Below are 23,164 nucleotides of genomic sequence, written 5' to 3'. Positions count from 1 at the left end.
GCCCCCATAGTCGTCCTGGGCATGTACGGGGTTCATGCCCAGGAACGTGCGTAGGGGCCGCACCCTTTACCAACGGGTCTGCGGCCCCAACTACGTACAGCTAACTGCTACTTGGGGCTATCGTCCTCGCCGATGTGGTGGATGCGGACGAGGTTCGTGGAGCCGGGGACGCCGGGAGGGGAGCCGGCCGTGATGACGACGATGTCGCCCTTTTTGCAGCGGCCGATCTTCAGGAGTTGTTCGTCGACCTGGGCGACCATGGCGTCGGTGGAGTCGACGTGCGGGCCGAGGAAGGTCTCTACGCCCCATGTGAGGTTGAGCTGTGAGCGCGTCGCCGTGTCCGGGGTGAAGGCGAGCAGTGGGATCGGGGAGCGGTAGCGGGAGAGGCGGCGGACGGTGTCGCCGGATTGGGTGAAGGCGACGAGGAATTTCGCGCCGAGGAAGTCGCCCATTTCGGCTGCGGCGCGGGCGACTGCTCCGCCTTGGGTGCGGGGTTTGTTGCGTTCGGTGAGGGGCGGGAGGCCCTTGGCGAGGATGTCTTCTTCGGCTGCGGTGACGATGCGGCCCATGACCTTGACGGTTTCGATCGCGTATTTTCCGACGCTGGTTTCACCGGAAAGCATGACGGCGTCGGTGCCGTCGATGACGGCGTTGGCGACGTCGCTCGCTTCTGCGCGTGTGGGGCGGGAGTTGTCGATCATCGAGTCGAGCATTTGGGTCGCGACGATGACGGGTTTGGCGTTGCGCTTGGCGAGTTTGATGGCGCGCTTTTGGACGATCGGGACTTGTTCGAGGGGCATTTCGACGCCGAGGTCGCCGCGGGCGACCATGATGCCGTCGAATGCGGCGACGATGTCGTCGATGTTGTCGACGGCTTGGGGTTTTTCCACCTTGGCGATGACGGGGAGGTGGCGGCCTTCTTCGGTCATGATGCGGTGGACGTCTTCGATGTCGCGGCCGCTGCGGACGAAGGAGAGCGCGATGATGTCGGCTCCGGTGCGCAGGGCCCAGCGGAGGTCGGCTTCGTCCTTGTCGGAGAGGGCGGGGACGGAGACGGCGACTCCGGGGAGGTTGAGGCCCTTGTGGTCGGAGACCATGCCGCCTTCGATGACGCGGGTGCGGACGCGGGGTCCGTCGACCGCGGTGACTTCGAGGGTGACTTTGCCGTCGTCGACGAGGATGCGTTCGCCGGTGGTGACGTCTTGGGCGAGGCCGTCGTAGGTGGTGCCGCAGGTTTGGCGGTCTCCTTGGATGCCGCTTTCGACGGTGATGGTGAACTCGTCGCCGCGTTCGAGTAGTACGGGTCCTTCGCTGAATCGGCCGAGTCGGATCTTCGGGCCTTGAAGGTCGGCGAGGATTCCGACGCTGCGGCCGGTCTCGTCGGAGGCCTTTCGCACGCGCTGGTAGCGCTCCTCGTGTTCGGCGTAGGTGCCGTGGCTGAGGTTGAAGCGGGCTACGTCCATTCCGGCTTCGACGAGTGCTTTGATCTGCTCGTACGAGTCGGTGGCGGGGCCCAGGGTGCAGACGATCTTTGCTCGGCGCATGCTTTCGAGCCTAAACCTTACCGACGGGTAGAGATTTGGTCGGTCATGACTACTCAACAACCTTTGGGTGAAGGGCTATTGACAAGGCTTGAATATGGGCGACGGTGCGCTCTGATGAGCGAATCGGAGGGCCTCAGAGTGTCGGTGGGTGCATCGTAAAGCGGGCGTTGACCTGGGCGCGTACGCGTTGGCGTTGGGGTTCGAGGTCGAGTGCGGGGGCGGGTTCGGGCTCGGCGCCGGCGTAGGCGGCGGTGCGCATCATGCCGCGGGGCATGGCGCGGTCGGTCATGGTGGGGTCGTCGGCGCCGATGTCGGCGATGTCGATGAGTGCGGCGAGGGTGGTGTCGAGGGCTTCGGCGTATTCGCGGGCGCGTTGGACGGCTTCGCGGACGGCTTGTTGCCTTGCTTGGGCGTGGACGGGTGAGGTGGGGCGCAGGGACCACCAGGGGCCTTCGACGCTGGTGAGGTCGAGGTCGGCGAGGCGGGTGGTGAGTTCGCCGAGTGCGGTGAAGTCGGTGAGGTCGGCGGTGATGTGGACGCGGCCGTGGTAGGTGCGGATGCGTTCGCCGCGGCCGCGTTTGGTGAGTTCGGGGGTGATGGAGAGGGCGCCGGTGGCGGTTTTGTCGATGGCGTCTCCGTATCCCTTGATGAGGTCGAGTACGTGGGTGTTGCGGTGGGTGAGGTCTTCGAGGGCGGTGCGGCGGTCGGTGCCGCGGGCGGCGACGGTGATGCCGATGCGGGCGAGTTCGGGTTCGGCTTCGATGTGGGCTTCTCCGCGGACGGCGATCTGGGGGGCTTCGGGGGTGGCGGTGGGGTGGTCGTTGGTCATGCGCCCACTTTGTCATCACCGAAACGAAACCTTGTGAGGCTGTTGCGAGTTGGGGTTGGTGAGCAAGAATCTACGCGCGTCATCATGGCGTACACGTAGACGAGGAGACTCCGATGTCGTTGGACCGTAGATCCTTTCTCGCAAAGTCGGCCGGTACGGGTGCCGGGGTGGCCCTGGCCGGTGCCGTCGCCGCGCCTGCCTCCGCCGCGGCAAAGCCGAAGAAGCGGAAGCGGTACGCGTTCACGGTGATGGGGACGACGGATCTGCACGGTCACGTCTTCAACTGGGACTACTTCAAGAACGCCGACTACTCGGATGCGGCGGGCAATGCGCAGGGCCTGGCGCGGGTTTCGACGCTGGTGGACGAGGTGCGTGCGAAGAAGGGGCGGGGGAACACCCTGCTCATCGACGCCGGGGACACGATTCAGGGCACCCCGTTGACGTACTACTACGCGAAGGTCGATCCGATCACGGCGGCCGGTGGTCCGGTGCATCCGATGGCGCGGGCGATGAACGCGATCGGGTACGACGCGGTGGCGCTCGGCAATCATGAGTTCAACTACGGCATCGAGACGCTGCGGAAGTTCGAGTCGCAGTGCGAGTTCCCGCTGTTGGGCGCGAACGCGGTGGATGCGAAGACGGAGAAGCCGGCGTTCCCGCCCTACTTCATGAAGCGGCTGCGTACCCCGCACGGCAGGGACGTGAAGGTGGCGGTCCTGGGGCTGACGAATCCGGGGATCGCGATCTGGGACAAGGCGTACGTGCAGGGCGTGTTGAAGTTCCCGGGGCTTGAGGAGCAGGCGGCGAAGTGGGTGCCGAGGCTGCGGTCGATGGGCGCGGATGTGGTGATCGTGTCGGCGCATTCGGGGGCGTCGGGGCAGTCCTCGTACGGGGATCAGGTGCCGTATGTGGAGAACGCGGCGGCGAATGTCGCGAAGCAGGTGCCGGGGGTCGACGCGATTCTTGTGGGGCACGCGCACGTCGAGATCGAGCAGCAGCTGGTGACGAACGAGAAGACGGGCAAGACGGTCGTCCTCTCCGAACCGCTTTGCTACGCAGAGCGGTTGGCGCTATTCGACTTCGACTTGGTCTGGGAGAAGGGTCGTTGGACCGTCGAGTCGGTGAAGGCGTCGCTGCGGAACACGAATGCGGTGGCGGACGATCCGGAGATCTCGAAGCTGCTCAAGGAGCAGCACGAGACGGTGGTGGCGTACGTCAATCAGGTGGTGGGGACGGCGAAGCAGGCGCTGACGACGGTTGATGCCCGGTACAAGGATGCGCCGATCATCGATTTGATCAACAAGGTGCAGGCGGATGTGGTGACGAAGGCGCTGGCGTCGACGGAGTACGCGAAGCTGCCTGTGCTGTCGCAGGCGTCGCCGTTCTCTCGTACGTCGGAGATTCCGGCGGGGGACGTCACCATCCGGGATCTGTCGAGCCTGTATGTGTATGACAACACGCTGGTGGCGAAGTTGCTGACGGGTGCGCAGGTGCGGGCGTACCTGGAGTATTCGGCGGAGTACTTCGTGCGGACGGCGGCGGGCTCGGGGGTGGATGTGGACAAGCTGACGAACGCGGGCAATCGGCCGGACTACAACTACGACTATGTGTCGGGGTTGACGTACGACATCGACATCGCGCAGGCGGCGGGTTCACGTATCAAGAATCTGAAGCACGACGGCAAGGATCTGGATGATGCCGCGCAGTTCGTGTTCGCGGTGAACAACTATCGGGCGAACGGTGGTGGCGCGTTCCCGCATGTGGCGTCGGCGAAGGAGCTGTGGTCGGAGTCGACGGAGATCCGGACGCGGATCGCGGAGTGGGTGACGGCGAAGGGCGTCCTCGACACGGCGGACTTCGCTTCGGTGGATTGGAAGTTGACGCGGGACGGGACGCCGGTGTTCGCGCAGTGAGCCGTGGCCGTCGGTCGGTCAGTCCTGGAGTTTGACCATGGTGCCGCGCTCTCCTGTCTGCTGTCCGGGCAGGGGGGCGCGGTTTTCGTGTCCGGTGAGGCCGAAGGTGGTGAAGGCGGTGCGCCGGGGTTGCGGGTAGGGGTCCTTGCCGGTCAGTGAGTTGAGGATGGTGGCGCTGCGCCAGGCGGCGAGTCCGAGGTCGGGGGCGCCGACGCCGTGTGTGTGGCGTTCGGCGTTCTGGACGTAGACGGAGCCTTGGACGCGGTCGTCGAGGACGAGGCGGAAGTGGTCGTCGATGCGGGGGCGTTCGGAGTGGTCGCGGCGCAGGTAGGGGTCGAGGCCGGTGAGCATGCCGCTGAGGGGGCGTTCCTTGTAGCCGGTGGCGAGGACGACGGCGTCGGTGGTGAGGCGGGAGCGGCTGCCTTGTTGGCGGTGTTCGAGGTGGAGTTCGACTTTGGTGTTGGCGACGCGTCCTGCGGTGCGGATGCTGACGCCGGGGGTGAGGGTGGCGTCGGGCCAGCCGCCGTTCAGGGTGCGCTGGTAGAGCTCTTCGTGGATGGCGGCGATGGTGTCGGCGTCGATGCCTTTGTGGAGCTGCCACTGGGCGGGCACGAGGCGGTCGCGTTCTGCCTCGGGCAGGTGGTGGAAGTAGTGGCTGTAGTCGGGGGTGAAGTGTTCGAGGCCGAGTTTGCTGTACTCCATGGGTGCGAACGCGTCGGTGCGGGCGAGCCAGTGGATCTTCTCGCGGCCGGCGGGGCGTGACCTGAGGAGGTCGAGGAAGATTTCGGCGCCGGACTGTCCGCTGCCGATGACGGTGATGTGTTCGGCTGCGAGCAGGCGGTCGCGGTGGGTGAGGTAGTCGGCGGAGTGGACTACGGGCACGGTGGGTGATTCTTCGAGGGGCCTGAGGGGTTCGGGTACGTAGGGGGCGGTGCCGACGCCGATGGCGACGTTTTTGGTGTAGGTGCGGCCGAGGGCTTCGGCTTCGCCTTCGGCGTCGAGTTGGGTGAAGTCGACTTCGAACAGGGCGCGTTCGGTGTTCCAGCGGACGGCGTCGACCTGGTGGGAGAAGTGGAGTCCGGGGAGGTTCTCGCTGACCCAGCGGCAGTAGGCGTCGTATTCGGCGCGCTGGATGTGGAAGCGCTCGGCGAAGTAGAAGGGGAAGAGGCGCTCGCGGGTCTTGAGGTAGTTGAGGAAGCTCCAGTGGCTGGTGGGGTCGGCGAGGGTCACCAGGTCGGCGAGGAAGGGGACTTGGAGGGTGGCGCCTTCGATGAGGAGGCCGGGGTGCCAGTGGAAGTCGGGGCGTTGTTCGTAGAAGGCGGTGTCGAGTTCGGTGAGGGGGTGGGCGAGGGCCGCGAGGGAGAGGTTGAAGGGGCCGATGCCGATGCCGACGAGGTCGCGGGGTGCTTCGGTGGGCGGCGTCTGGGGGTGGGGGGTGGGCGCGACGGACGGGGGTGTCATCGGGGGGTGTGTCCTTCCACCAGGTCCAGGAGGGCGGTGAGGTCTTCGGGGGTGGCGTGCGGGTTGAGCAGGGTGGCTTTGAGGTGGAGCTTTCCGTCCATGCGGGCGCGGCCGAGGACGGCGCGGCCTTCGGTGAGCAGGGCCCGGCGGATCGCGGCGATGGTTTCGTCGGTGGCGCCGGTGGGCCGGAACAGGACGGTGGTGAGGGTGGGGGTGTCGTAGAGCTCGAAGTGCGGGTGCGCGTCGATGAGTTGGGCGAGGTGGTGGGCGAGTGCGGTGACGTCGTCGACGAGGGCGGCGAGGCCGGTGCGGCCGAGGGCTTTGAAGGTGACGGCCGTTTTGAGGACGTCGGGGCGGCGGGTGGTGCGCAGGGAGCGGCCGAGGAGGTCGGGGAGTCCGGCTTCGGTGTCGTCGTCGGCGTTGAGGTAGTCGGCCTGGTGACCGAGGGCGGCGGTCTCCGCGGTGTCACGTACGGCGAGGATGCCGGCGGCGACGGGTTGCCAGCCGAGTTTGTGGAGGTCGAGGGCGACGGTGTGGGCGCGGGCGAGGCCGTTCAGCTTGGGGGCTTCGCGGGGGCTGAAGAGGGCGCCTGCGCCGTAGGCGGCGTCGATGTGGAGGCGGGCGCCGTGCCGCTGGCAGATGTCGGCGATTTCTGGGAGCGGGTCGATGAGGCCCGCGTCGGTGGTGCCGGCGGTGGCGGCGACGAGTTTGGGCCCCGGGAGCGCGGTGAGCGCCTCGTCGAGGGCGGCGGGGTCGAGGGTGCCGGCGGGGGCGGGCACGGTGACCGGTTCGGGCAGCCCGAGGAGCCAGGCGGCGCGGGCGAGGCTGTGGTGGGCGTTGGCCCCTACGAGGAGGTGCACGGGTTCACCGGGCGGGGCGGCCTCGCGGGCGAGGAGGACGGCGAGCTGATTGGCCTCGGTACCGCCGGTGGTGACGAGGGCGTCGGGGGTGGGGTGGGCGAGGGTGGGTGCGGCTTGCCCGCGTGCGGCGTGGGTGTCGGCGGGCTGCTCGTGTGAGGCGGGGGTGCCTGCGCCGTAGACCTCGTGGGCGAGGGTGGCGGTGACGAGGGCTTCGAGGGCGGAGGCTGCGGGGGCCTGGTCCCAGGAGTCCATGGAGGGGTTGAGGGCGCTCGCGGCGAGGTCGGCGGCGGTGGCGACGGCCAGCGGCGGGCAGTGCAGGTGGGCGGCGCACAACGGGTCGGCGGGGTCGGCGGCGCCTTCGGCGAGGGCGGTGACGAGGGTGCGCAGCGCCTCTTCGGGGCCGGTGCCGTGGGTGGGCAGCAACTCTCCTACGTCGTGGTGGAGTTGTGCCGTGACGGCCTCGGGTCCGCCGGCCGGGAGGGGGCCGCCGCGGTGGGCGGCGCCCTTGTGGAGGGCGTCGAGGACGGTGGTGAGCAACGGCCGCAGGGCGTCGGGGCCTTGGGTACCTCCGGCGAGGGGCGGCGTGCTGCGCATACGGGTCCTTTGCGTGGTTGGCGTACGTGATGCATCAGCTTGCCTTTTGCCTGCTGATGCGTCCGCCGTACCTACGAAGCTGACCCGAAAGGGGTATGGGTGGGCGTGGGGCCGGGGGTGCCTGTGCTACGCCCGTCCGGGGGTGGATCGGAGGGGTGGCTTGCGTCGGGCGGGGTCGGCGGGGGTCGGCAGGGGTGGATCCGCCGCGCGGGGCTGGGGTCGTCTGCCTGTCTTGGGGCGTGTGCCGTGTGGCCTGTTTCCCGCTCATCTCCGGTTCGCGTCCGGGCCCCGGCCCCCGTGGTCCGCGCGGGGGTTGTCCCTGGGGCTGCGCGCCAGGCCCCGTAGCCCTGCGGGCTGGTCCTCAATCGCCGGACGGGCTTGATCAGGTCGGCCTCCGCGCTGCCCGCACGCGGGCGCACCTCCACCTCGGACGAGCGGTCCCCAGGCCCCCGGCGTCGAACGTCACCCGTTTCGCGGGCGGTCGGCAGCTGCCACGGTCCCCTCACCCATGGCTGACGACGGCCATGCCGCCTTGGCGATCCGCCACCGCGAACGGCACCCCGGCCACGGCGGTCGACCGCCACGCCGCCTCGCACGGCTCCCCACCCGTAACGACGAACGGCATCCCACCACCGCCTTGGCCGTCCGACACCGGCCACAACTCCCCCACCCGTAACCACCAACGGCGTCCCGCCACCGCCTTGGGCAGGCTGCCGCCTGGGGCGGCAGGGTGGGCAAGGCGGCGCACGGTGCCGCGTGCTCATTGACTCGGGGCCGACCACGGCAATCCCTGAACCACGGTGCCGGGCTACAAGGACGGCGGGCGTCGACCGCGGCGCTGCGCTCACGCTCCGGTGTGGGGCGACCAGTGCGACGACCTGCGGGAGCGCCGCCACCACGGGCGGCCGACGCCCCCGGAGGGGGCGGGTGGGTGGGAGATGAGCGGGGAAGCCATACCGGCGCACCGGGGGCCCAGCACCATCGGCGTCGGCCCCGGCACACCGGGCGCTAGCACCCGTCACCCCAGGCGCCCACCCCGGCAACACCCCGGCGCGGCAAGGCAATCACCACGGCCGGCAGGCACGACACCACGGGGGGGGCCGACGCCCCCGGAGGGGGCGGGTGGGTGGGAGATGGGCGGGGGAGGCGTGCGGGAGCACCGGGGCTGTGTGCCCGTTGTGCCCTGCGCCCCTTCCCCAGGTGCCGCCCACGGCCATATCCCGGAACCCGGTTCCCGCCGTCCGGCCCCGGCTTCCCGGAACCACGACGCACGGCTCCCGGCTCCCCGGAGCCCCGGCTCCCGGCTCCCGGCTCCCGGCTCCCGGCTCCCGGCTCCCGGCACCAGGCCGCCGGCCCACGGCTCCCGGTTCCCCGGGACCACGGCTTCCGGCTCCCGGCACCCGGCCCCCCGGACCGTGCGACAGGCGCCGCCGCCCCCGGCACGGGGTGAAGCGTCGGTGTCGCGCGCCCGGTCCGGAGGCCCCCGCCACGGTGACCCGCCGCTACGCCCCCCGTACCTTCAACGCCCGGCGCAGGTCGTCCAGTTGGTCGGCGAGTTTGCGCCGCAGGGCAGGCGTGGCGTCCGGAACGTGCTGCTCGCCCACGCGGAGCGTGTCCGTGTCGATGGCGTACACGGGGAACGCGTGGCGGCCCGCCGCCTCGGCGATCGCGGGGCCACGGCGCGCGGCGAGCGCGGTGGCGTCAGCGAAGTAGCGGGGTACGTAGCCCCGCAGGAGGTCGGTCTGTTCGGGCTGCCAGAAGCCCTGCGCGGTGGCGATGAAGAGGTAGTTGGACAGGTCGTCCTCGGGGTTCGTCGTGAACATGGCGGACCACGCCTCCGCCTTGGTCTGCGGGTCGGGCAGCGCGGCGCGGCAGCGGGCTGCGCCTTCTTGTCCGGTGGCGCTGGGGTCGTGGGCGAGTTCGGCCTCGATGACGGCTTCGTCGACGGCGCCGAGGACGCTGAGCCGGCCGAGGATGCGCCAGCGCAGTTCGGGGTCGAGTTCGGGTCCGCCGGGGACGGCCCCGGAGTCGTACCAGTCGCGGATGACGTCGGCGTGCCGGGCGGCGTCGATGAGGTGGCGTACGGCGGTGAGGCGGAGCCCTGGCTGGCTGCCGTCCTCGGTGCGGCGGACGAGGTCCTCGCACAGGGTGGTGATGAGGCCGAGGGCCTCGGGCCGCTCCGCGGGGTCGGTGTAGCGGTCGGCGACCTGGGTGTGGGCGAAGGCGAGGACGCCCTGGACGAGGGCGAGGTCGCTCTCCTGGGGTAGGTGGGCGGCGACGGTCTCCAGGTACGTGGTGGGTGCGAGTGCGCCGTCGCGGACCATGTCGCGCAGTGTGGTCCACACGATGGTGCGGGTGAGGGCGTCGGGGATGCCGGACAGGCCGCGCAGGGCGGCTTCCTCGGATGCGGCGTCGAGGCGGATCTTGGCGTAGGTGAGGTCCTGGTCGTTGGGGACGATCAGGGCGGGGCGGCGCCCGTTGAACGTCAACTGCACTTCGCCGAAGGGAACTTCTGCGTCGAGGCGTTCGCGCAGGACGAAGCCGCGCGGGTCGGCGGGAGCGTGGTCGTACAGGCCGATGGCGATGCGGTGGGGGCGGCTGCCCTGTCGGTCGACGGCGAGGCTCCACGTGCCGTCGTTCTCGGTCACCGATGTGGTGAGGGTGTCGACGCCGGTGGTGCGCAGCCAGGTGTCGGCCCAGGCGTGCACGTCGCGTTCGGTGCCGGAGGCGAGGGATTCGATGAAGTCGGCGAGGGTGGCGTTGCCGAATTTGTGGCGCTTGAAGTGGGTGTTGATGCCGGCGAGGAAGTCCTTCTCGCCGAGCCAGGTGACGAGTTGGCGCAGCGCGGAGGCGCCCTTGGCGTAGGAGATCCCGTCGAAGTTGAGGAGCGCGGAGGCCGTGTCGGGCACGGATTCGGGGGCGACGGGGTGGGTGGAGGGCCGCTGGTCGGCGTCGTATCCCCAGGTTTTGCGGGCGACGCCGAAGTCGATCCAGGTGTCGGTGAAGCGGGTGGCCTCGGTGAGGGTCTGGTAGCCCATGTACTCGGCGAACGACTCGTTCAGCCAGATGTCGTCCCACCACTTGAGGGTGACGAGGTCGCCGAACCACATGTGGGCCATCTCGTGGGCGATGACCATGGCGCGGGTCTGTCGCTCGGTGTCGGTGACGGCGGAGCGGTACACGAACTCGTCGCGGAAGGTGACGAGGCCGGGGTTCTCCATGGCTCCGGCGTTGAACTCGGGGACGAAGGCCTGGTCGTAGGAGTCGAAGGGATAGGGCTCCTCGAACTTCTCGTGGTAGCGGTCGAAGCACGCGCGCGTGACGTCGAGGATTTCTTCGGCGTCGGCGTCGAGGTGGGGTGCGAGGGAGCGGCGGCAGTGCAGGCCGAAGGGGAGGCCGCGGTGTTCGGTGCGGATGGAGTGCCAGGGGCCTGCGGCGATGGCGACCAGGTAGGTGGAGAGGAGGGGGGTGGTGGCGGCCTGCCAGCGGCCATCCCCCAGGTGTTCGGTCGTGCCGTTGGCGAGGACGGTCCAGCCTTCGGGGGCGGTGACGGTGAGGTCGAAGGTCGCCTTGAGGTCGGGCTGGTCGAAGGCGGCGAAGACGCGCTGGACGTCTTCCATGAACAGCTGCGTGTACGCGTACGTCTCGCCGTCGGTGGGGTCGGTGAAGCGGTGCATGCCCTCGCCGGTGTGCGAGTAGCGCATGGAGGTGTCGATGCGCAGCTCGTGGGGGCCTTCGGTGAGGCCGGTGAGCGGGAGCCGGTTGTCGGCGAGGCCGGCGGGGTCGAGGGGCTGCCCGTCGAGGGTGGCGGAGCGCAGGGTGGCGGGCTTGAGCTCGACGAAGGTGTCGCCCGCGGTGTGCGCGGTGAAGCGGATCGCGGTGCGGGAGTCGAAGGTGTCGTCCCCGACGGTGAGGTCGAGGTCGACGGTGTATCGCTCGACGTCGATGAGCTGGGCTCGGGTCTGCGCTTCGCTGCGCGTCAGTACGGGCATGCGGACATGCTGCCGCATGCCACCGACATCGGGACAGGGTGGATCATGTGGCGGCCTGCCGGGGTTGCGGACGCGGGGCTCTGCCCCGGACCCCGCGCCTCAAACGCCGGCGAGGCTGGAGTGGCTCACCGTTTCGTGTCCTCGGCGATGAGTTCGTGGTGGCGGATGACTTCGCTGATGATGAAGTTGAGGAACTTTTCGGCGAAGGCTGGGTCGAGTTTGGCGTTCTCGGCGAGTTGACGCAGGCGCTCGATCTGGCGGGATTCGCGGGCCGGGTCCGCCGGGGGCAGGTCGTGGTGGGCCTTGAGGTGGCCGACCTGCTGGGTGCATTTGAAGCGCTCGGCGAGCATGTGGACGACGGCGGCGTCGATGTTGTCGATGCTGTCGCGCAGGCGGCCGAGCTCGGCGCGCACGGCCGGGTCGACCTCGTTCGGCTTGCTGGTGGTCATGACGGATCAGCCTACGTGGAGCATGGGTGGGTCGTCGGGGTCGGGGATCTTGTCGGACCAGCCGCCGGGCACGGCGCGGCCTTGTTGTTCGCGGAAGCGGACGGGTGCGGTGCCGACGCGGCGGGTGAACAGGCGGGAGAAGTAGGCGGGGTCGTCGTAGCCGACGCGGCGGGCGACGGCGGCGACGGGGAGTTCGGTGGCGGCGAGGAGTTCCTTGGCGCGGCCGAGGCGGATGCCGAGGAGGTAGTCCTTGGGGCTCATGCCTGCGCCGCGTCGGACGGCGGTGCGCAGTTCGGCGGGGGTCATGCCGTGCCGGGCGGCGTGTGCGGCGACGGAGAGGGGCTGGAAGGCGTCGCGGGCGAGGGCCTGGAGGACGGGGTGGCCGTCGGGGGCGAGGTCGGCGCGGGCGCGGCGCAGGGCGACGAGGAGTTCGTGGACGGCGGCGCCGGTTTCCACCTCGAGGAGCGGGTTGCCGCGGCGGGCGGCGCGGGCGATGCGGCCGACGGCGGCGCGGGCCTGGGCGGCGTCGGTCAGGGGGACGAGGGGGCGGTCGGGTTCGATGTAGCCGAGTTCGGTGTAGGTGGCGGTGGCGGGCCCGGTGAAGTCGACGAAGCACTCGTCCCAGCCGGTGTCGGGGTCGGCTCCGTAGTGGTGGGGGCGGCCGGGTGTGAGCCAGATCAGGGCGGGTGCGGTGACGGGGGTGCGGCGGCCTTCGGCGGACTGGTACCAGCCGCTGCCCGCGGTGATGACGACGGCGACGTGGTGGTCGAGGGTGCGGGGGCCGACGGTGGGCAGTGGCCCGTGCTGGAGTCCGACGCCGAGGCAGACGAGGCCGAGGCGGTGGTGGGCCGGGCTGGGCGTGAAGTACCGCATCCAGGTGTGGTACGTGGGCATTTGTCCCCTCCCGTGGTGGTGCGTGCGGGCGTCCCCGTCCAACACCGGCCGATCTTTGTCCATGGACCCCGTCGGCCGCCAGAGGTGAGGGTGGCGGCCGGTGGGTGCCGCGCCCATCGGGCACGGAGGAGCACGTGATGACGGATTTCCGGGTGGGCGGGGACGACTTCGAGGTGGACGGGCGGCCGGTGCGGCTGCTGTCGGGGGCCTTGCACTACTTCCGGGTGCACGAGGAGCAGTGGGCGCACCGGCTGCGGATGCTGCGGGCGATGGGCCTGAACTGTGTGGAGACTTACGTGCCGTGGAATCTGCACGAGCCGCGCCCCGGTGAGGTGCGGGACGTGGCGGCGGTGGGGCGTTTCCTGGACGCGGCGCGGCGGGAGGGGCTGTGGGTGATCGTGCGGCCGGGTCCTTACATCTGCGCGGAGTGGGAGAACGGGGGGCTTCCGCACTGGGTGACGGGCCGGCTGGGGGCACGCGCGCGTACCCGGGACGCGGAGTTCATGGCGGCGGTGGAGCGCTGGTTCGGGGTGTTGTTGCCGCAGATCGTGGAGCGGCAGGTGGATCGGGGCGGTCCTGTGCTGATGGTTCAGGTGGAGAACGAGTACGGCAGTTATGGCTCGGACCACCGTTATCTGCGGGCTCTTGCCGATCTGCTGGTGGGGCTCGGGGTGACGGTGCCGCTGTTCACGTCGGACGGGCCCGAGGACCACATGCTGAGCGGGGGTTCGGTTCCCGGGGTGCTGGCGACGGTGAACTTCGGCTCACGCGCGCGTGCGGCCTTCGAGGCGCTACGTAGACACCGGGCCACGGGGCCTTTGATGTGCATGGAGTTCTGGTGCGGCTGGTTCGACCACTGGGGTGCCAAGCACGTCGTGCGGGATCCGCGGGAGGCGGCGGACGCGCTGCGGGAGATTCTGGAGTGCGGGGCGTCGGTGAATCTGTACATGGCGCACGGCGGGACGAGTTTCGGGGGCTGGGCGGGCGCGAACCGGGGTGGCGGCGAGCTGCACGAGGGGCCGCTGGAGCCGGATGTCACGTCGTACGACTACGACGCGCCGATCGACGAGTTCGGCCGCCCCACGGAGAAGTTCTGGCTGTTCCGTGAGGTGCTCGCCGCATACGCGGAGGGGCCGCTGCCCGAGGTGCCGCCGCGGCCCGCGGCGCTCGCGGACCCGGCCACGGCCCGCCTGACGGCGTTCACGGCCCTGGACGGGGTGCTGGAGGCGCTGGGCGGTCCTGAGACGGAGTACGCGGTGCCGCCGTCGTTCGAGGACCTGGACGTGGACCGTGGCCTGGTGCGGTACGCGGTGACGGTGCCGGGGCCGCGGCAGCCGTACCCGCTGCGGGCGCGCGGGCTGCGGGATCTGGCGCTCGTGTACGTCGACGGGGAGCGGGCGGGGGTGCTCACGGAGGAGGAGCCCGCGCTGGCCGAGCCGGTTGCGGGGCACGCGCGCGTGGAGCTGTGGGTGGAGTCCCTGGGGCGCGTCAACTACGGGCCGCGCACGGGTGAGCCGAAGGGGATCACGGGCGGACTGCTGCACGAGCGGCAGTTCCTGCACGGGGTGCGGGCGCGGGGGCTGCGCCTGGACGCCTTCACGGCTTCCGCGGTGGCCGGTCTGCAGTCCGCGGCGGCCGAGGGTGAGGGGCGGGGCCTGTACCGGGGCTCGTTCCAGGTGTCGGGGGCCGGGGACGCGGCGCTCGAACTGCCGGGCTGGGGGCGGGGGTTCGTGTGGGTGAACGGGTTCTGTCTGGGCCGCTACTGGTCGGCGGGACCGCAGGACGCCCTGTACGTGCCGGGTCCGGTGCTGCGCGAGGGCGTGAACGAGGTGTGGGTGCTGGAGCTCGATCGGGCCGGGGAGCCGCGGATCATGTTGCGTTGACGCGGGCTGGCCCCGGGAGACATTCCCGCGTCTCCCGGGGCCCTCCGCGGTGCCTCAGACGATCTCGGTGACCTCGAAGGTGTCCAGGACGAACTCGGCGGTGCCGTCGTCGCCCGTCTTGCGCAGCCCCACCCAGCCCTCCCCCTTGTCCGGTGCGGTGAACTCGTAGGTGAGCGTGGTGGGTTCGGTGGCCACGGGCAGCTCCTCGCGGGACAGCTCCTTGGCCTCTGGGCTGTCGGCCGCGGTGATCCAGACGTACTGGCCGGCCTTCTCGTTCTCGTAGCGGAAGGAGACCCGGTACCGCTTGCCGGGCTCGAAGCGGGCCGTGTGCGGGACGGTGCGGTAGACGAGGCCGGTGTTCTCGCCGCGCGACTTGAGGGACTGGGTGCCGTCGACGACGTCGTCGATCGCCTTCCCGTTCCAGCCTCGCTGGGTGTACGGCGCGTGCCGCTGGGCGATGTGGGTGCGCGGGTCGGTGGAGCCTCCCGCGTCGCCCTTCACGAAGGGACCCCAGCCCTGGGGGACGTGTTCAAAGTCCTCGTGGACCACGGCTGCGGCGGGCAGGTTCGGTGCGGGCGACTTCACGATACGTACATTGTCGAAGCGGACCCGCGCCGAGCCTGCCGCGGCGCGCAGCGCGAGGGTGACGGGGCCGCCGCCGTCCGGGACGGTGAAGTACGTGGTCATCCGCTGGAAGCGGGTGCCGTGCTTGCGGTCGGCGGCCACGTAGTTGCCGGCGGTGGAGGTGTCGGTGCGGTTCGCGGCGGTCACTCCGTCGACGGTGCGCACCTCCAGGGTGGCCGTGCGCCGCTCCCCCGCCTTCGCGCCCACCTCGACCTGCACGGACGCGGCGTAACTGCCGGGTGCGAGCCGGGCCAGGCGCTGGGAGACGGTGGCGGCGGCGCCGGGGCCGATGACGAGTTCGTGGTCGCCGAGGTCGCTGCGCTCGACGGAGGCGGGCCCGGAGACCGTCCAGCCCTTCAGGGAACCGGAGTTGAAGCCGGGGTCGTGCAGCGGGGTGCCCTGGCCCCAGTCGGGCGCGCGGTCGAGGTCGGTGCGCTCCCGGTAGAGGACGTAGGGCCGGTCGGCGTCCGCCTTCAGCGTCACTTTGCCGCCGGACACGGTGACGTAGGAGTCGAAGACGCGGCCCTGGTCGGTGAGCCGGTACAGGGCCACCTTGGACCTGCTCTCCCATGCGCGCGGGAGCCGCCAACTGGTGGTGCCACCCTGCGGGTTGTAGTGGTACAGCTTCGTCGGGTCGGTGGCTCTGCGCGGTTCCCAGGGCAGCAGATAGGTGCCGGCGTCGTAGACGAGGCGGCCGTCGGTGGTGATGCGGCGGGCGCCGGAGGCGTCGGTGACGCTCGTCTTCGTGGCGCCGGAGAACGTGATCTCGTGCTCGCCCCACGTTTTGATCGGCTGCGCCTGTAGGTACTTGGCGGGCAGCGAGTGCGTCCAGATGAGCCGGTAGAAGGCGGTCCAGTCGGTCTTGCCTGTCCAGCCCTCGAAGTTGCCCATGCGGGCGATGCCGAGGAGGGTGGGCCACTTGTCGGCGAAGACGTCCTTTTGGTGGTGGCGGATGAAGCGGATCAGCTTCGAGTTGATGCCGCGCGAGGTGTCGGGGCCGTAGTCGGTCTCGGTGGCCCAGTGCGACCAGAGCGAGGACCTCTCGAACCCGTGGCCCCATTCGGAGGTGACGTTCCAGCCCTGTTCGCGGAAGGTGCGCTGGAGGCGGTCGGAGGTCCAGCCGGACTCCCGGAACACGTCGATGTAGAGGGTGTTGAGGCCTCCGTCGGTGTCGCGGCGCAGGTCGGCGAAGCGCTTGACGATGTCGCCGGAGACGAGGTCGCGGCGCTGGTCGATGCGGTAGCTCTGGTCGAGCCAGTCCCACTGCTCGTTGCTCTTGTCGACGAGTTTCTCGGAGAAGGCGTTGGCGACGGGGTAGGACTCGGTGGCGTTCACGTGGACGGCGAAGTCGCTGTTCCACTTCTTGCCCTCGCGGACCAAGGTGTTGAGGTCGTCGAGGCCGCCCGCGCGCGTGTTGTAGTTCCCCGCGTAGTCGGGGTGCGCGGAGTCGTGGCCCTCGGACTGGTAGCCCTTGAGGAGGGTGTACTGGCGCAGCCCGTCGGTGGCGAGATGGATCCGTTTGACGTTGTCGAGGGTCGCGAGGAACGGGTTGGTGGCCTGTGACGCGAAGTTGAACGGGATGTGCGGCACGACCCGCAGATGCTGTTCGTCGGCGCCGCGCGGGGTGTGGGCGATGTCGCGGAAGGCGATGGCGGCGTCCTGCCAGTCGACCTTGCCGTCGCCGTTCCTGTCGCCGGTGACGACGACCGTCGCGTACGGGAGGGGTTCGGTGGCGTCGACCGGGGCGGTGGCGGCGCGGTGTGTCCACTGGCCGGGGGCGAGGCGGGCTGCGGTGTGGCCTTCGCGGCGCACGGTCTCGCGCCACAGGCGGCCGTTCTCCCAGGTGGTTCCGGCGGCGCTGTCGGGCTTGTCGTAGCTGGTGTTGGTCTCGATCGCGCCGCCGAGCCGGTCGTGGGCGACTACGGCGTAGGCGCATCCGGTGGGCGCCTGGGCGGCGCTGTCGGCGGTCGGGGTGACGATGGTGTCGCCGCTCTTGGCCTTGTCGAGCTGCACGGTGGCGGCGAGGAGGGCGGCGCCGGGCTGGTCGCTGCGGACGGACAGCAGGGCGAGGCCGGGGAACTGGAGGGTGCCGACGCGCAGTTGCGCCGTGTCGCTGATCTTCGTGACGCGCCAGTCGACCTGGTGCCCCTCGACGGCGATACGGATGTCGATGGTGGTGCCGCCGGTCAGGGTGAGGCGGTAGTCGGCGCGGTCGGCGGCGGGCGTGCACGTCACCTTCGGGGTGTGCTCGGCGCCGTCGATCAGGAGCGTCGTGACCGGGTCGGGCTGTGCGTGCAGGACGGCGCCGGTGGCGCGCTCGGTGTAGGAGACGACGAGGGGGAAGGCGGTACTGACGCGGACGTCGAGGTCCCGGGAGCGGATGACGGCGACGCCGGCGTCGGCGGTCGCGGTGGTGGCCGTGGGGGTCGCGGCGCGGGCCGTGCCGGTCAGGGCGAGGCCGAGCGCGGCGCCGGCCCCGCCGACCGCTCCGGCGGCGACGAGGGACCTGCGGCTGGGACCGGGGCCCGGCGTCGAGTGGCGCGGGGTGCCGCCGGGGCGGGCCGACCGGCCGGGCCGGGTCGGCTCCACCTCCTCGCCCTGCGAGTTCTCCGAGTTCTCCGAGTTCTCCGAGTTCTCCGAGTTCTCCGACTGTTGGCCTTGGGGCTGCTCGGGCACGGCGCACTCCTTCTCACGGCGGCTTGGCGTGTCGATCACGATGCGCCGGGCGGGGCGGGAGAGCCCATGGACAAAGGGGCGGCAGGTCTTGGATTAATGGCCGTACTCTGGAGGCGCCGGGTACCGGCCCGGCGGACCCAGGGGGTGCGCGCGTGGCGGACGGCGGACCGGTGGTGCACGGCTATCCACATCTGGAGACGGTGCGGTCGGCGATCACCGCGCTCTACAAGCGGCTCTCGTACGACACGGTGCACACGTTCTCGTCGAGTGTCGCCCCGGTCGATGTGGCGTTCAGTGACGTCGACGATCTGTATCTGGGTGTGCAGCGGGTGGCGCGTGAGCTGGTGCGGCACTATCGGCTCCCCGACGCGCGGATGATCGTGAGTTTCCGGGAGATGCGGCATGCGGCGAGCGTGGAACTGGCGGCGGGCCCCGAGTACTTCATCGAGCTGAACGACCGGTTCCGTACGCATCGCCGGGACATCGGCGCGGCACTCGCCCACGAGATCATGCATGTCTATCTGCACCGTCTCGACCTGTCGCTGCCGGGGACGCGGGACAACGAGATCCTGACCGATACGGCGGCCACGTATCTGGGGGCGGGCTGGCTGTTGCTGGACGCCTTCCGGGAGGATGCGGCGTCCTCGCAGAAGCTGGGCTATCTGACGCCCGAGGAGTTCGGGTACGTGCTCGCGAAGCGGTCCCTCGTCTTCGGTGAGGGGCCTGAGACGTGGTTCACGAGTCCGCAGGCGTACTCGGCGTACGAGCGGGGTCTCGAGCAGGCGCGGCGTGACGAGCGGCAGCCGCCGATGACCGCGGCGGGCTGGGCGGGGCGGCGGCGCTACGCCAAGGACCGGCGGTACGCGCAGGACCACGGGCCGCGCGGGCTCGACCCGGCGAGCCCCTACACGTTCTCTGCCGCGGTCGACGGCGACGGGGCGTCGCGGCGGGGCGGTGGGCTGCGGGTGTCGTTCGCGTGCCCGACGTGTCATCAGCGGATCCGGGTGCCGGTGCGGGGCCGAGTGCGGGCGCGGTGCGCGCTGTGCCGGACGGTGTGGGAGTGCGACACGTAGGCCGCCCGGCGGGAGAGTGCGGCACCACTCCCCCGCCGAACAGCCGAACCGCTGAACCGGCGAACCCGCTGAACCGCCGTACCGCGTACCGCGTACCGCCTCGTGGGTGTCACGACGCCCCGTACACACCCCCCGGCACCGCCGCCCGCGCCAGCAGTTCGCGGGCCGCGTCCCCCGCGCCCTCCGGCGTCCACCGCTCCTCCTTGTCGACGGTCGGGCCCGACCGCCAGCCCTCCATCACGGTGATCCGGCCCGCCTCCACCTCGAAGACCCGCCCGGTCACGCCGTCCGCCGCGGCCCCCGAGCCGAGCCATACGACCAGCGGTGACACGTTCTCCGGCGCCATCGCGTCGAAGGCCCCGGCGCCGGGTGCCGCCATGGTCTCGGCGAACGTCGCCTCGGTCATCCGGGTGCGGGCGGCCGGCGCTATCGCGTTGACCTGCACGCCGTAGCGACCCATCTCGGCGGCCGCGACCAGGGTCAGGCCGAGGATCCCGGCCTTCGCCGCGCTGTAATTGCCCTGCCCGACGGACCCCAACAGGCCTGCTCCGGACGAGGTGTTGACGACGCGGGCCGCCGGTGTGCGTCCGGCCTTCGACTCCGCCCGCCAGTACGCGGCGGCGTGCTTGAGCGGCAGGAAGTGCCCCTTGAGGTGGACCCGCATCACGGCGTCCCAGTCGTCCTCGTCGAGGTTGACGAGCATCCGGTCGCGCAGGAACCCGGCGTTGTTCACCAGCGTGTCGAGGCGTCCGAAGGTGTCGACGGCCGCCGCGACGAGCGAGGCGGCACCTTCGGAGGTCGCTATGTCCCCACCGTGCGCCACCGCCTCGCCGCCGGACGCCCGTATCTCCTGGACGACTTGGGCCGCAGGGCTGTCCGGGGCGGGGGCGCCGTCCAGGCCCACCCCCAGGTCGTTCACGACGACCTTCGCGCCCTCGGCCGCGTACGCGAGTGCGTGCGCGCGCCCGAGTCCGCGGCCCGCTCCGGTGACGGCGACCACCCGCCCCGCGCACAGGCCTCCGCCACCGGTTCCACCGGCTCCACCGCTTTCGCCGATCGGCTTCGCGTCCGTCATCTCACGCCTCCTTGTTGACAGTTGCCGCGTCCTTGTTGGCCGTCGCCGCGTCCAGGAACGCGGGGAGTTCGCCGCCGCCGTGCATCAGCAGGCTCGCCCCGGTGATGTACGAGGCGGCGTCCGACGCCAGGAACACCGCGGCGTCGCCGACCTCGCGCGGCTCGGCCAGGCGCCCCATGGGCACCGTCGCACCCACCGCGGCGATGCCCGCCTCGTCCCCGTAGTGCAGTTCGCTCAGTTCGGTGCGGACCATGCCGAGCACCAGGGTGTTCACCCGTATTCGGGGCGCCCACTCCACGGCCATGGACCGCGCGAGGTGCTCCAGGCCCGCCTTCGCCGCCCCGTAGGCCGCGCTGCCCGGCGAGGGGCGGCTGCCGCTGACGCTGCCGATCATCACGATCGAGCCGCGCGCGGCGTCGAGCTTCTCGCGGGCGGCCAGGGACGCGGTCAGCGCCGCCGTCAGATTCAGCTCGAGCACGCGCGCGTGCCGCACCGCGTCCGCCTCCGCGAGCGGGCGGTACGGCGTGCCCCCCGCGTTGTTCACCAGTACGTCCACCCGGTCGAGGCCCGCGAACAGCTCCTCCACGGCCGCCGCGTCCCGCAGGTCGACCGGCATGAACTCGCAGCCGTCCAGCGGTTCTTCGGGCGGTCTGCGGGCACAGGTGATCACCCGCGCCCCGGCCCGCGCGAAGGCTCCGGCGATCCCGGCACCCACCCCTCTCGTCCCGCCGGTGACGACGACGACCCGACCGCTCAGATCCATCCCGGACCCCTTCCCGACCCTTTCGGGTCCACTTGCGCCGACCGCTGCCCGCCCCATTCCGCTCCCCCCTCGCCGCCTGCTACCGTCATCGACGTACCAAACAAACGTTAGGTGGAAAGGTAGCTGAACGCCATGGGTGTCTCCACCTCCTCACCCGAAAAGGGCATCGCCGTCGTCACGGTCGACTTCCCACCCGTCAACGCGCTGCCGGTGCGGGGCTGGTACGACGTGGCGGACGCCGTGCGCGCCGCGGGCCGCGATCCCGATGTGCGCTGCGTCGTGCTGACCGCGGCCGAGACCTCCCGTGGGTTCAACGCGGGGGTGGACATCAAGGAGATGCAGCGAGAGACGGCTGCGGCGGGTGGCGGTCACAGCGCCCTGCTCGGAGCCAACCGCGGCTGCTACGAGGCCTTTTCGGCGGTGTACCAGTGCGAGGTGCCGGTGGTCGCGGCGGTCGCCGGGTTCTGCCTGGGCGGCGGCATCGGCCTCGTGGGGAACGCGGACGCGATCGTGGCGAGCGACGACGCGACGTTCGGACTGCCCGAGCTGGACCGTGGCGCGCTCGGCGCGGCCACGCACCTGGCGCGCCTCGTCCCGCAGCACCTGATGCGCGCGCTGTTCTACACGTCCCGTACGGCCACGGCCGCAGAACTGCAGGCGCACGGGTCGGTGTGGCAGGTCGTGCCGCGGGGGCAGCTGCGCGAGGCGGCCCTGGAGCTGGCCCGCGACATCGCCCGCAAGGACGGCTACCTGCTCCGCCTCGCCAAGTCCGCGCTCAACGGGATCGACCCCGTCGACGTGCACCGCAGCTACCGCTTCGAGCAGGGCTTCACCTTCGAGGCGAACCTGAGCGGGGTCGCCGACCGGGTCCGCGACACCTTCGGACAGGAGACCGAGCGATGACCACACCGGACAAGAGCATGACGCCCGACGAGGTGGTCGGGCGGCTGCGCAGCGGCATGACGATCGGCATCGGCGGCTGGGGCTCGCGCCGCAAACCCATGGCGCTGGTGCGGGCGTTGCTGCGCAGTGACGTCACGGACCTGACGGTCGTCTCCTACGGGGGCCCGGACGTCGGGCTGCTCGCGGCCGCCGGGAAGATCCGCAAGCTGGTCGCGGCGTTCGTGACGCTCGACTCCATCCCGCTCGAACCGAACTTCAGGGCGGCGCGCCAGAACGGCGCGTTCGAGCTGATGGAGGTCGACGAGGCGATGTTCATGTGGGGGCTGCACGCGGCGGCGAACCGGCTGCCGTTCCTGCCCGTGCGCGCCGGGATCGGCTCGGACGTCATGCGCGTCAACCCGGGCCTGCGGACGGTGACGTCGCCGTACGAGGACGGGGAGACGTTCGTGGCGATGCCGGCGCTGCGCCTCGACGCGGCCCTGGTCCATGTGAACCGGGCGGACCGCGCGGGTAACGGCCAGTATCTGGGCCCCGACCCGTACTTCGACGATCTGTTCTGCGAGGCGGCGGACAGCGCGTACGTGTCGTGCGAGCAGCTGGTCGACGGTTTCGGGGCGGACACGGTGCCGCAGACGCTGCTGGTCAAGCGGCATTCCGTGACGGGTGTCGTGGAGACGCCGAACGGGGCGCACTTCACGTCCTGTGCACCCGATTACGGCCGCGACGAGGCGTTCCAGAAGCTGTACGCGAGCACGCCCTGGGAGGAGTTCGCCGAGCGGTTCCTGCCGCCCGGCGGTGACGAGAAGCAGTACCAGTCCGCCGTCCAGGCCTGGCACGAGGAGCAGAAGTGAGCGTCACCAGCAGTGTCACCGCTACGGATGTGTCCCGCGCCGAGTACTGCGTGATCGCGTGCGCCGAGGCCTGGCGGGACAACGGGGAGGTGCTGGCGAGCCCGATGGGCCTGATCCCGTCCGTGGGGGCGCGCCTGGCCAAGCGCACGTTCTCGCCCGAGCTGCTGCTGACCGACGGCGAGGCGATGGTGGTCGGGCTCGACGGCGCGGCGGAGGGCTGGCTCCCGTACCGGCAGCATCTGACGATGGTCACCGGCGGGAAGCGGCACGTGATGATGGGGGCGAGCCAGCTCGACCGGTTCGGCAACCAGAACATCTCGTGCATCGGCGACTGGGAGCGGCCCGACCGGCAGCTCCTCGGGGTGCGCGGCGCCCCGGTCAACACGCTGAACAATCCGGTGAGTTACTGGGTCCCCAAGCACAGCCGCCGGGTCTTCGTCGAGAAGGTCGACATGATCAGCGGGGTGGGCTACGACAGCGCGGCCGCGGCGGGCCCTTCGGCGACGCGGTTCCACCGCATCCCCCGTGTCGTCACGAATCTGGCCGTCCTGGACTTCGACACCGAGGACCACACGATGCGGCTGGTCTCCGTGCATCCGGGCGTCACGGTGGAGGAGGTCCAGGAGGCGACCGGGTTCGCGCTGGTGCTCCCGGAGGGCGGCGAGGTGGCCCCCACGCGGGAGCCCACGGCCGAAGAGCTGCGGCTGATCCGGGAGGTCATCGACCCGAAGTCGACGCGGGACCGGGAGGTCAGGCCGGTATGACGCCACCCACGCTGTC

Annotated in this window: 16 protein-coding genes; 6 read left to right on the top strand and 10 right to left on the bottom strand. The window is 70.7% G+C overall.

The genetic code is table 11. From position 1 onward, the window contains the following. Positions 1–107 precede the first annotated feature (107 nt). Both pyk and ACOKM3_RS30190 read right to left on the bottom strand, forming a co-directional pair. Positions 108–1,544, bottom strand: coding sequence for a pyruvate kinase (gene pyk / locus ACOKM3_RS30195; protein WP_426904167.1), 1,437 nt, complete (start codon positions 1,542–1,544; stop codon positions 108–110). Positions 1,545–1,677: 133 nt separating this feature from the next. Further along, positions 1,678–2,373, bottom strand: coding sequence for an SIMPL domain-containing protein (locus tag ACOKM3_RS30190; protein WP_426904166.1), 696 nt, complete (start codon positions 2,371–2,373; stop codon positions 1,678–1,680). A 113-nt stretch (positions 2,374–2,486) separates the two neighbouring features. Between ACOKM3_RS30190 and ACOKM3_RS30185 the strand changes: the two genes are divergently transcribed. Continuing rightward, a complete protein-coding gene (locus ACOKM3_RS30185) occupies positions 2,487–4,286 on the top strand; it encodes a bifunctional metallophosphatase/5'-nucleotidase (protein ID WP_426904165.1) in 1,800 nt (599 codons plus the stop codon). 18 nt (positions 4,287–4,304) lie between these two features. Here the strand turns inward: ACOKM3_RS30185 and ACOKM3_RS30180 are convergent, their stop codons facing one another. The 5 genes from ACOKM3_RS30180 to ACOKM3_RS30160 all read right to left on the bottom strand — a co-directional run bounded on the left by ACOKM3_RS30180 (position 4,305) and on the right by ACOKM3_RS30160 (position 12,536). Continuing rightward, entirely contained in the window at positions 4,305–5,747 is a 1,443-nt protein-coding gene (locus ACOKM3_RS30180) for a lysine N(6)-hydroxylase/L-ornithine N(5)-oxygenase family protein (protein WP_426904164.1), read from the bottom strand. Beyond that, the gene (locus ACOKM3_RS30175) at positions 5,744–7,201 is read right to left on the bottom strand and encodes a pyridoxal phosphate-dependent decarboxylase family protein (protein ID WP_426904163.1); all 1,458 of its coding nucleotides are present in this window, start codon (positions 7,199–7,201) and stop codon (positions 5,744–5,746) included. The genes ACOKM3_RS30180 and ACOKM3_RS30175 overlap by 4 nt, the downstream gene beginning before the upstream one ends. A gap of 1,502 nt (positions 7,202–8,703) precedes the next feature. Continuing rightward, positions 8,704–11,193, bottom strand: coding sequence for an aminopeptidase N (gene pepN / locus ACOKM3_RS30170; protein WP_426904162.1), 2,490 nt, complete (start codon positions 11,191–11,193; stop codon positions 8,704–8,706). 125 nt (positions 11,194–11,318) lie between these two features. After that, on the bottom strand, positions 11,319–11,642 hold the full coding sequence (locus tag ACOKM3_RS30165; RefSeq protein WP_426904161.1) for a chorismate mutase: 324 nt from the start codon (positions 11,640–11,642) through the stop codon (positions 11,319–11,321). Positions 11,643–11,648: 6 nt separating this feature from the next. Then, positions 11,649–12,536 (bottom strand): helix-turn-helix domain-containing protein, encoded by an 888-nt coding sequence (locus ACOKM3_RS30160; protein ID WP_426904160.1) that lies wholly within the window; start codon positions 12,534–12,536, stop codon positions 11,649–11,651. 137 nt (positions 12,537–12,673) lie between these two features. Between ACOKM3_RS30160 and ACOKM3_RS30155 the strand changes: the two genes are divergently transcribed. Continuing rightward, positions 12,674–14,419: a glycoside hydrolase family 35 protein gene (locus tag ACOKM3_RS30155; RefSeq protein ID WP_426904159.1), complete on the top strand. Its 1,746-nt coding sequence runs from the start codon at positions 12,674–12,676 to the stop codon at positions 14,417–14,419. A 54-nt stretch (positions 14,420–14,473) separates the two neighbouring features. Here the strand turns inward: ACOKM3_RS30155 and ACOKM3_RS30150 are convergent, their stop codons facing one another. Next, positions 14,474–17,719, bottom strand: a complete 3,246-nt coding sequence (locus ACOKM3_RS30150; RefSeq protein WP_426904158.1) for an endo-alpha-N-acetylgalactosaminidase family protein — start codon at positions 17,717–17,719, stop codon at positions 14,474–14,476. 152 nt (positions 17,720–17,871) lie between these two features. Here ACOKM3_RS30150 and ACOKM3_RS30145 point away from each other — a divergent pair, with 152 nt between their 5' ends. Continuing rightward, the gene (locus ACOKM3_RS30145; RefSeq protein ID WP_426904157.1) at positions 17,872–18,792 is read left to right on the top strand and encodes a zinc ribbon domain-containing protein; all 921 of its coding nucleotides are present in this window, start codon (positions 17,872–17,874) and stop codon (positions 18,790–18,792) included. Positions 18,793–18,901: 109 nt separating this feature from the next. Here ACOKM3_RS30145 and ACOKM3_RS30140 read toward each other — a convergent pair whose 3' ends face one another. Together ACOKM3_RS30140 and ACOKM3_RS30135 are read right to left on the bottom strand one after the other, a co-directional pair. Next, positions 18,902–19,867 carry an SDR family oxidoreductase gene (locus tag ACOKM3_RS30140; protein WP_426904156.1) on the bottom strand — a complete coding sequence of 322 codons (966 nt, stop codon included), beginning with the start codon at positions 19,865–19,867 and terminating at the stop codon, positions 18,902–18,904. Position 19,868: 1 nt separating this feature from the next. Continuing rightward, entirely contained in the window at positions 19,869–20,630 is a 762-nt protein-coding gene (locus ACOKM3_RS30135) for an SDR family oxidoreductase (protein WP_426904155.1), read from the bottom strand. A gap of 132 nt (positions 20,631–20,762) precedes the next feature. Here ACOKM3_RS30135 and ACOKM3_RS30130 point away from each other — a divergent pair, with 132 nt between their 5' ends. The 3 genes from ACOKM3_RS30130 to ACOKM3_RS30120 are packed head-to-tail and all read left to right on the top strand — an operon-like array spanning position 20,763 to position 23,148. After that, complete coding sequence (locus ACOKM3_RS30130) at positions 20,763–21,533, top strand: enoyl-CoA hydratase family protein (protein ID WP_426904154.1); 771 nt, start codon at positions 20,763–20,765, stop codon at positions 21,531–21,533. Continuing rightward, positions 21,530–22,384, top strand: coding sequence for a CoA transferase subunit A (locus ACOKM3_RS30125; RefSeq protein WP_426904153.1), 855 nt, complete (start codon positions 21,530–21,532; stop codon positions 22,382–22,384). The genes ACOKM3_RS30130 and ACOKM3_RS30125 overlap by 4 nt, the downstream gene beginning before the upstream one ends. Next, on the top strand, positions 22,381–23,148 hold the full coding sequence (locus ACOKM3_RS30120; protein ID WP_426904152.1) for a CoA-transferase subunit beta: 768 nt from the start codon (positions 22,381–22,383) through the stop codon (positions 23,146–23,148). The genes ACOKM3_RS30125 and ACOKM3_RS30120 overlap by 4 nt, the downstream gene beginning before the upstream one ends. Positions 23,149–23,164: the final 16 nt, after the last annotated feature.

Source organism: Streptomyces nidicola (genome assembly GCF_050106155.1).
Taxonomy (GTDB): domain Bacteria; phylum Actinomycetota; class Actinomycetes; order Streptomycetales; family Streptomycetaceae; genus Streptomyces.
This window is presented reverse-complemented; position numbering and strand designations above follow the sequence as displayed.

Bases quoted from the DNA above. Each gene is read 5' to 3' on its own strand.
- ACOKM3_RS30165 (WP_426904161.1), bottom strand. From the start codon at position 11,642: ATGACCACCAGCAAGCCGAACGAGGTCGACCCGGCCGTGCGCGCCGAG.
- ACOKM3_RS30135 (WP_426904155.1), bottom strand. From the start codon at position 20,630: ATGGATCTGAGCGGTCGGGTCGTCGTCGTCACCGGCGGGACGAGAGGG.
- ACOKM3_RS30130 (WP_426904154.1), top strand. From the start codon at position 20,763: ATGGGTGTCTCCACCTCCTCACCCGAAAAGGGCATCGCCGTCGTCACG.
- ACOKM3_RS30125 (WP_426904153.1), top strand. From the start codon at position 21,530: ATGACCACACCGGACAAGAGCATGACGCCCGACGAGGTGGTCGGGCGG.
- ACOKM3_RS30180 (WP_426904164.1), bottom strand. From the start codon at position 5,747: ATGACACCCCCGTCCGTCGCGCCCACCCCCCACCCCCAGACGCCGCCC.
- pyk (WP_426904167.1), bottom strand. From the start codon at position 1,544: ATGCGCCGAGCAAAGATCGTCTGCACCCTGGGCCCCGCCACCGACTCG.
- ACOKM3_RS30175 (WP_426904163.1), bottom strand. From the start codon at position 7,201: ATGCGCAGCACGCCGCCCCTCGCCGGAGGTACCCAAGGCCCCGACGCC.
- ACOKM3_RS30185 (WP_426904165.1), top strand. From the start codon at position 2,487: ATGTCGTTGGACCGTAGATCCTTTCTCGCAAAGTCGGCCGGTACGGGT.
- pepN (WP_426904162.1), bottom strand. From the start codon at position 11,193: ATGCCCGTACTGACGCGCAGCGAAGCGCAGACCCGAGCCCAGCTCATC.
- ACOKM3_RS30190 (WP_426904166.1), bottom strand. From the start codon at position 2,373: ATGACCAACGACCACCCCACCGCCACCCCCGAAGCCCCCCAGATCGCC.
- ACOKM3_RS30160 (WP_426904160.1), bottom strand. From the start codon at position 12,536: ATGCCCACGTACCACACCTGGATGCGGTACTTCACGCCCAGCCCGGCC.
- ACOKM3_RS30140 (WP_426904156.1), bottom strand. From the start codon at position 19,867: ATGACGGACGCGAAGCCGATCGGCGAAAGCGGTGGAGCCGGTGGAACC.
- ACOKM3_RS30155 (WP_426904159.1), top strand. From the start codon at position 12,674: ATGACGGATTTCCGGGTGGGCGGGGACGACTTCGAGGTGGACGGGCGG.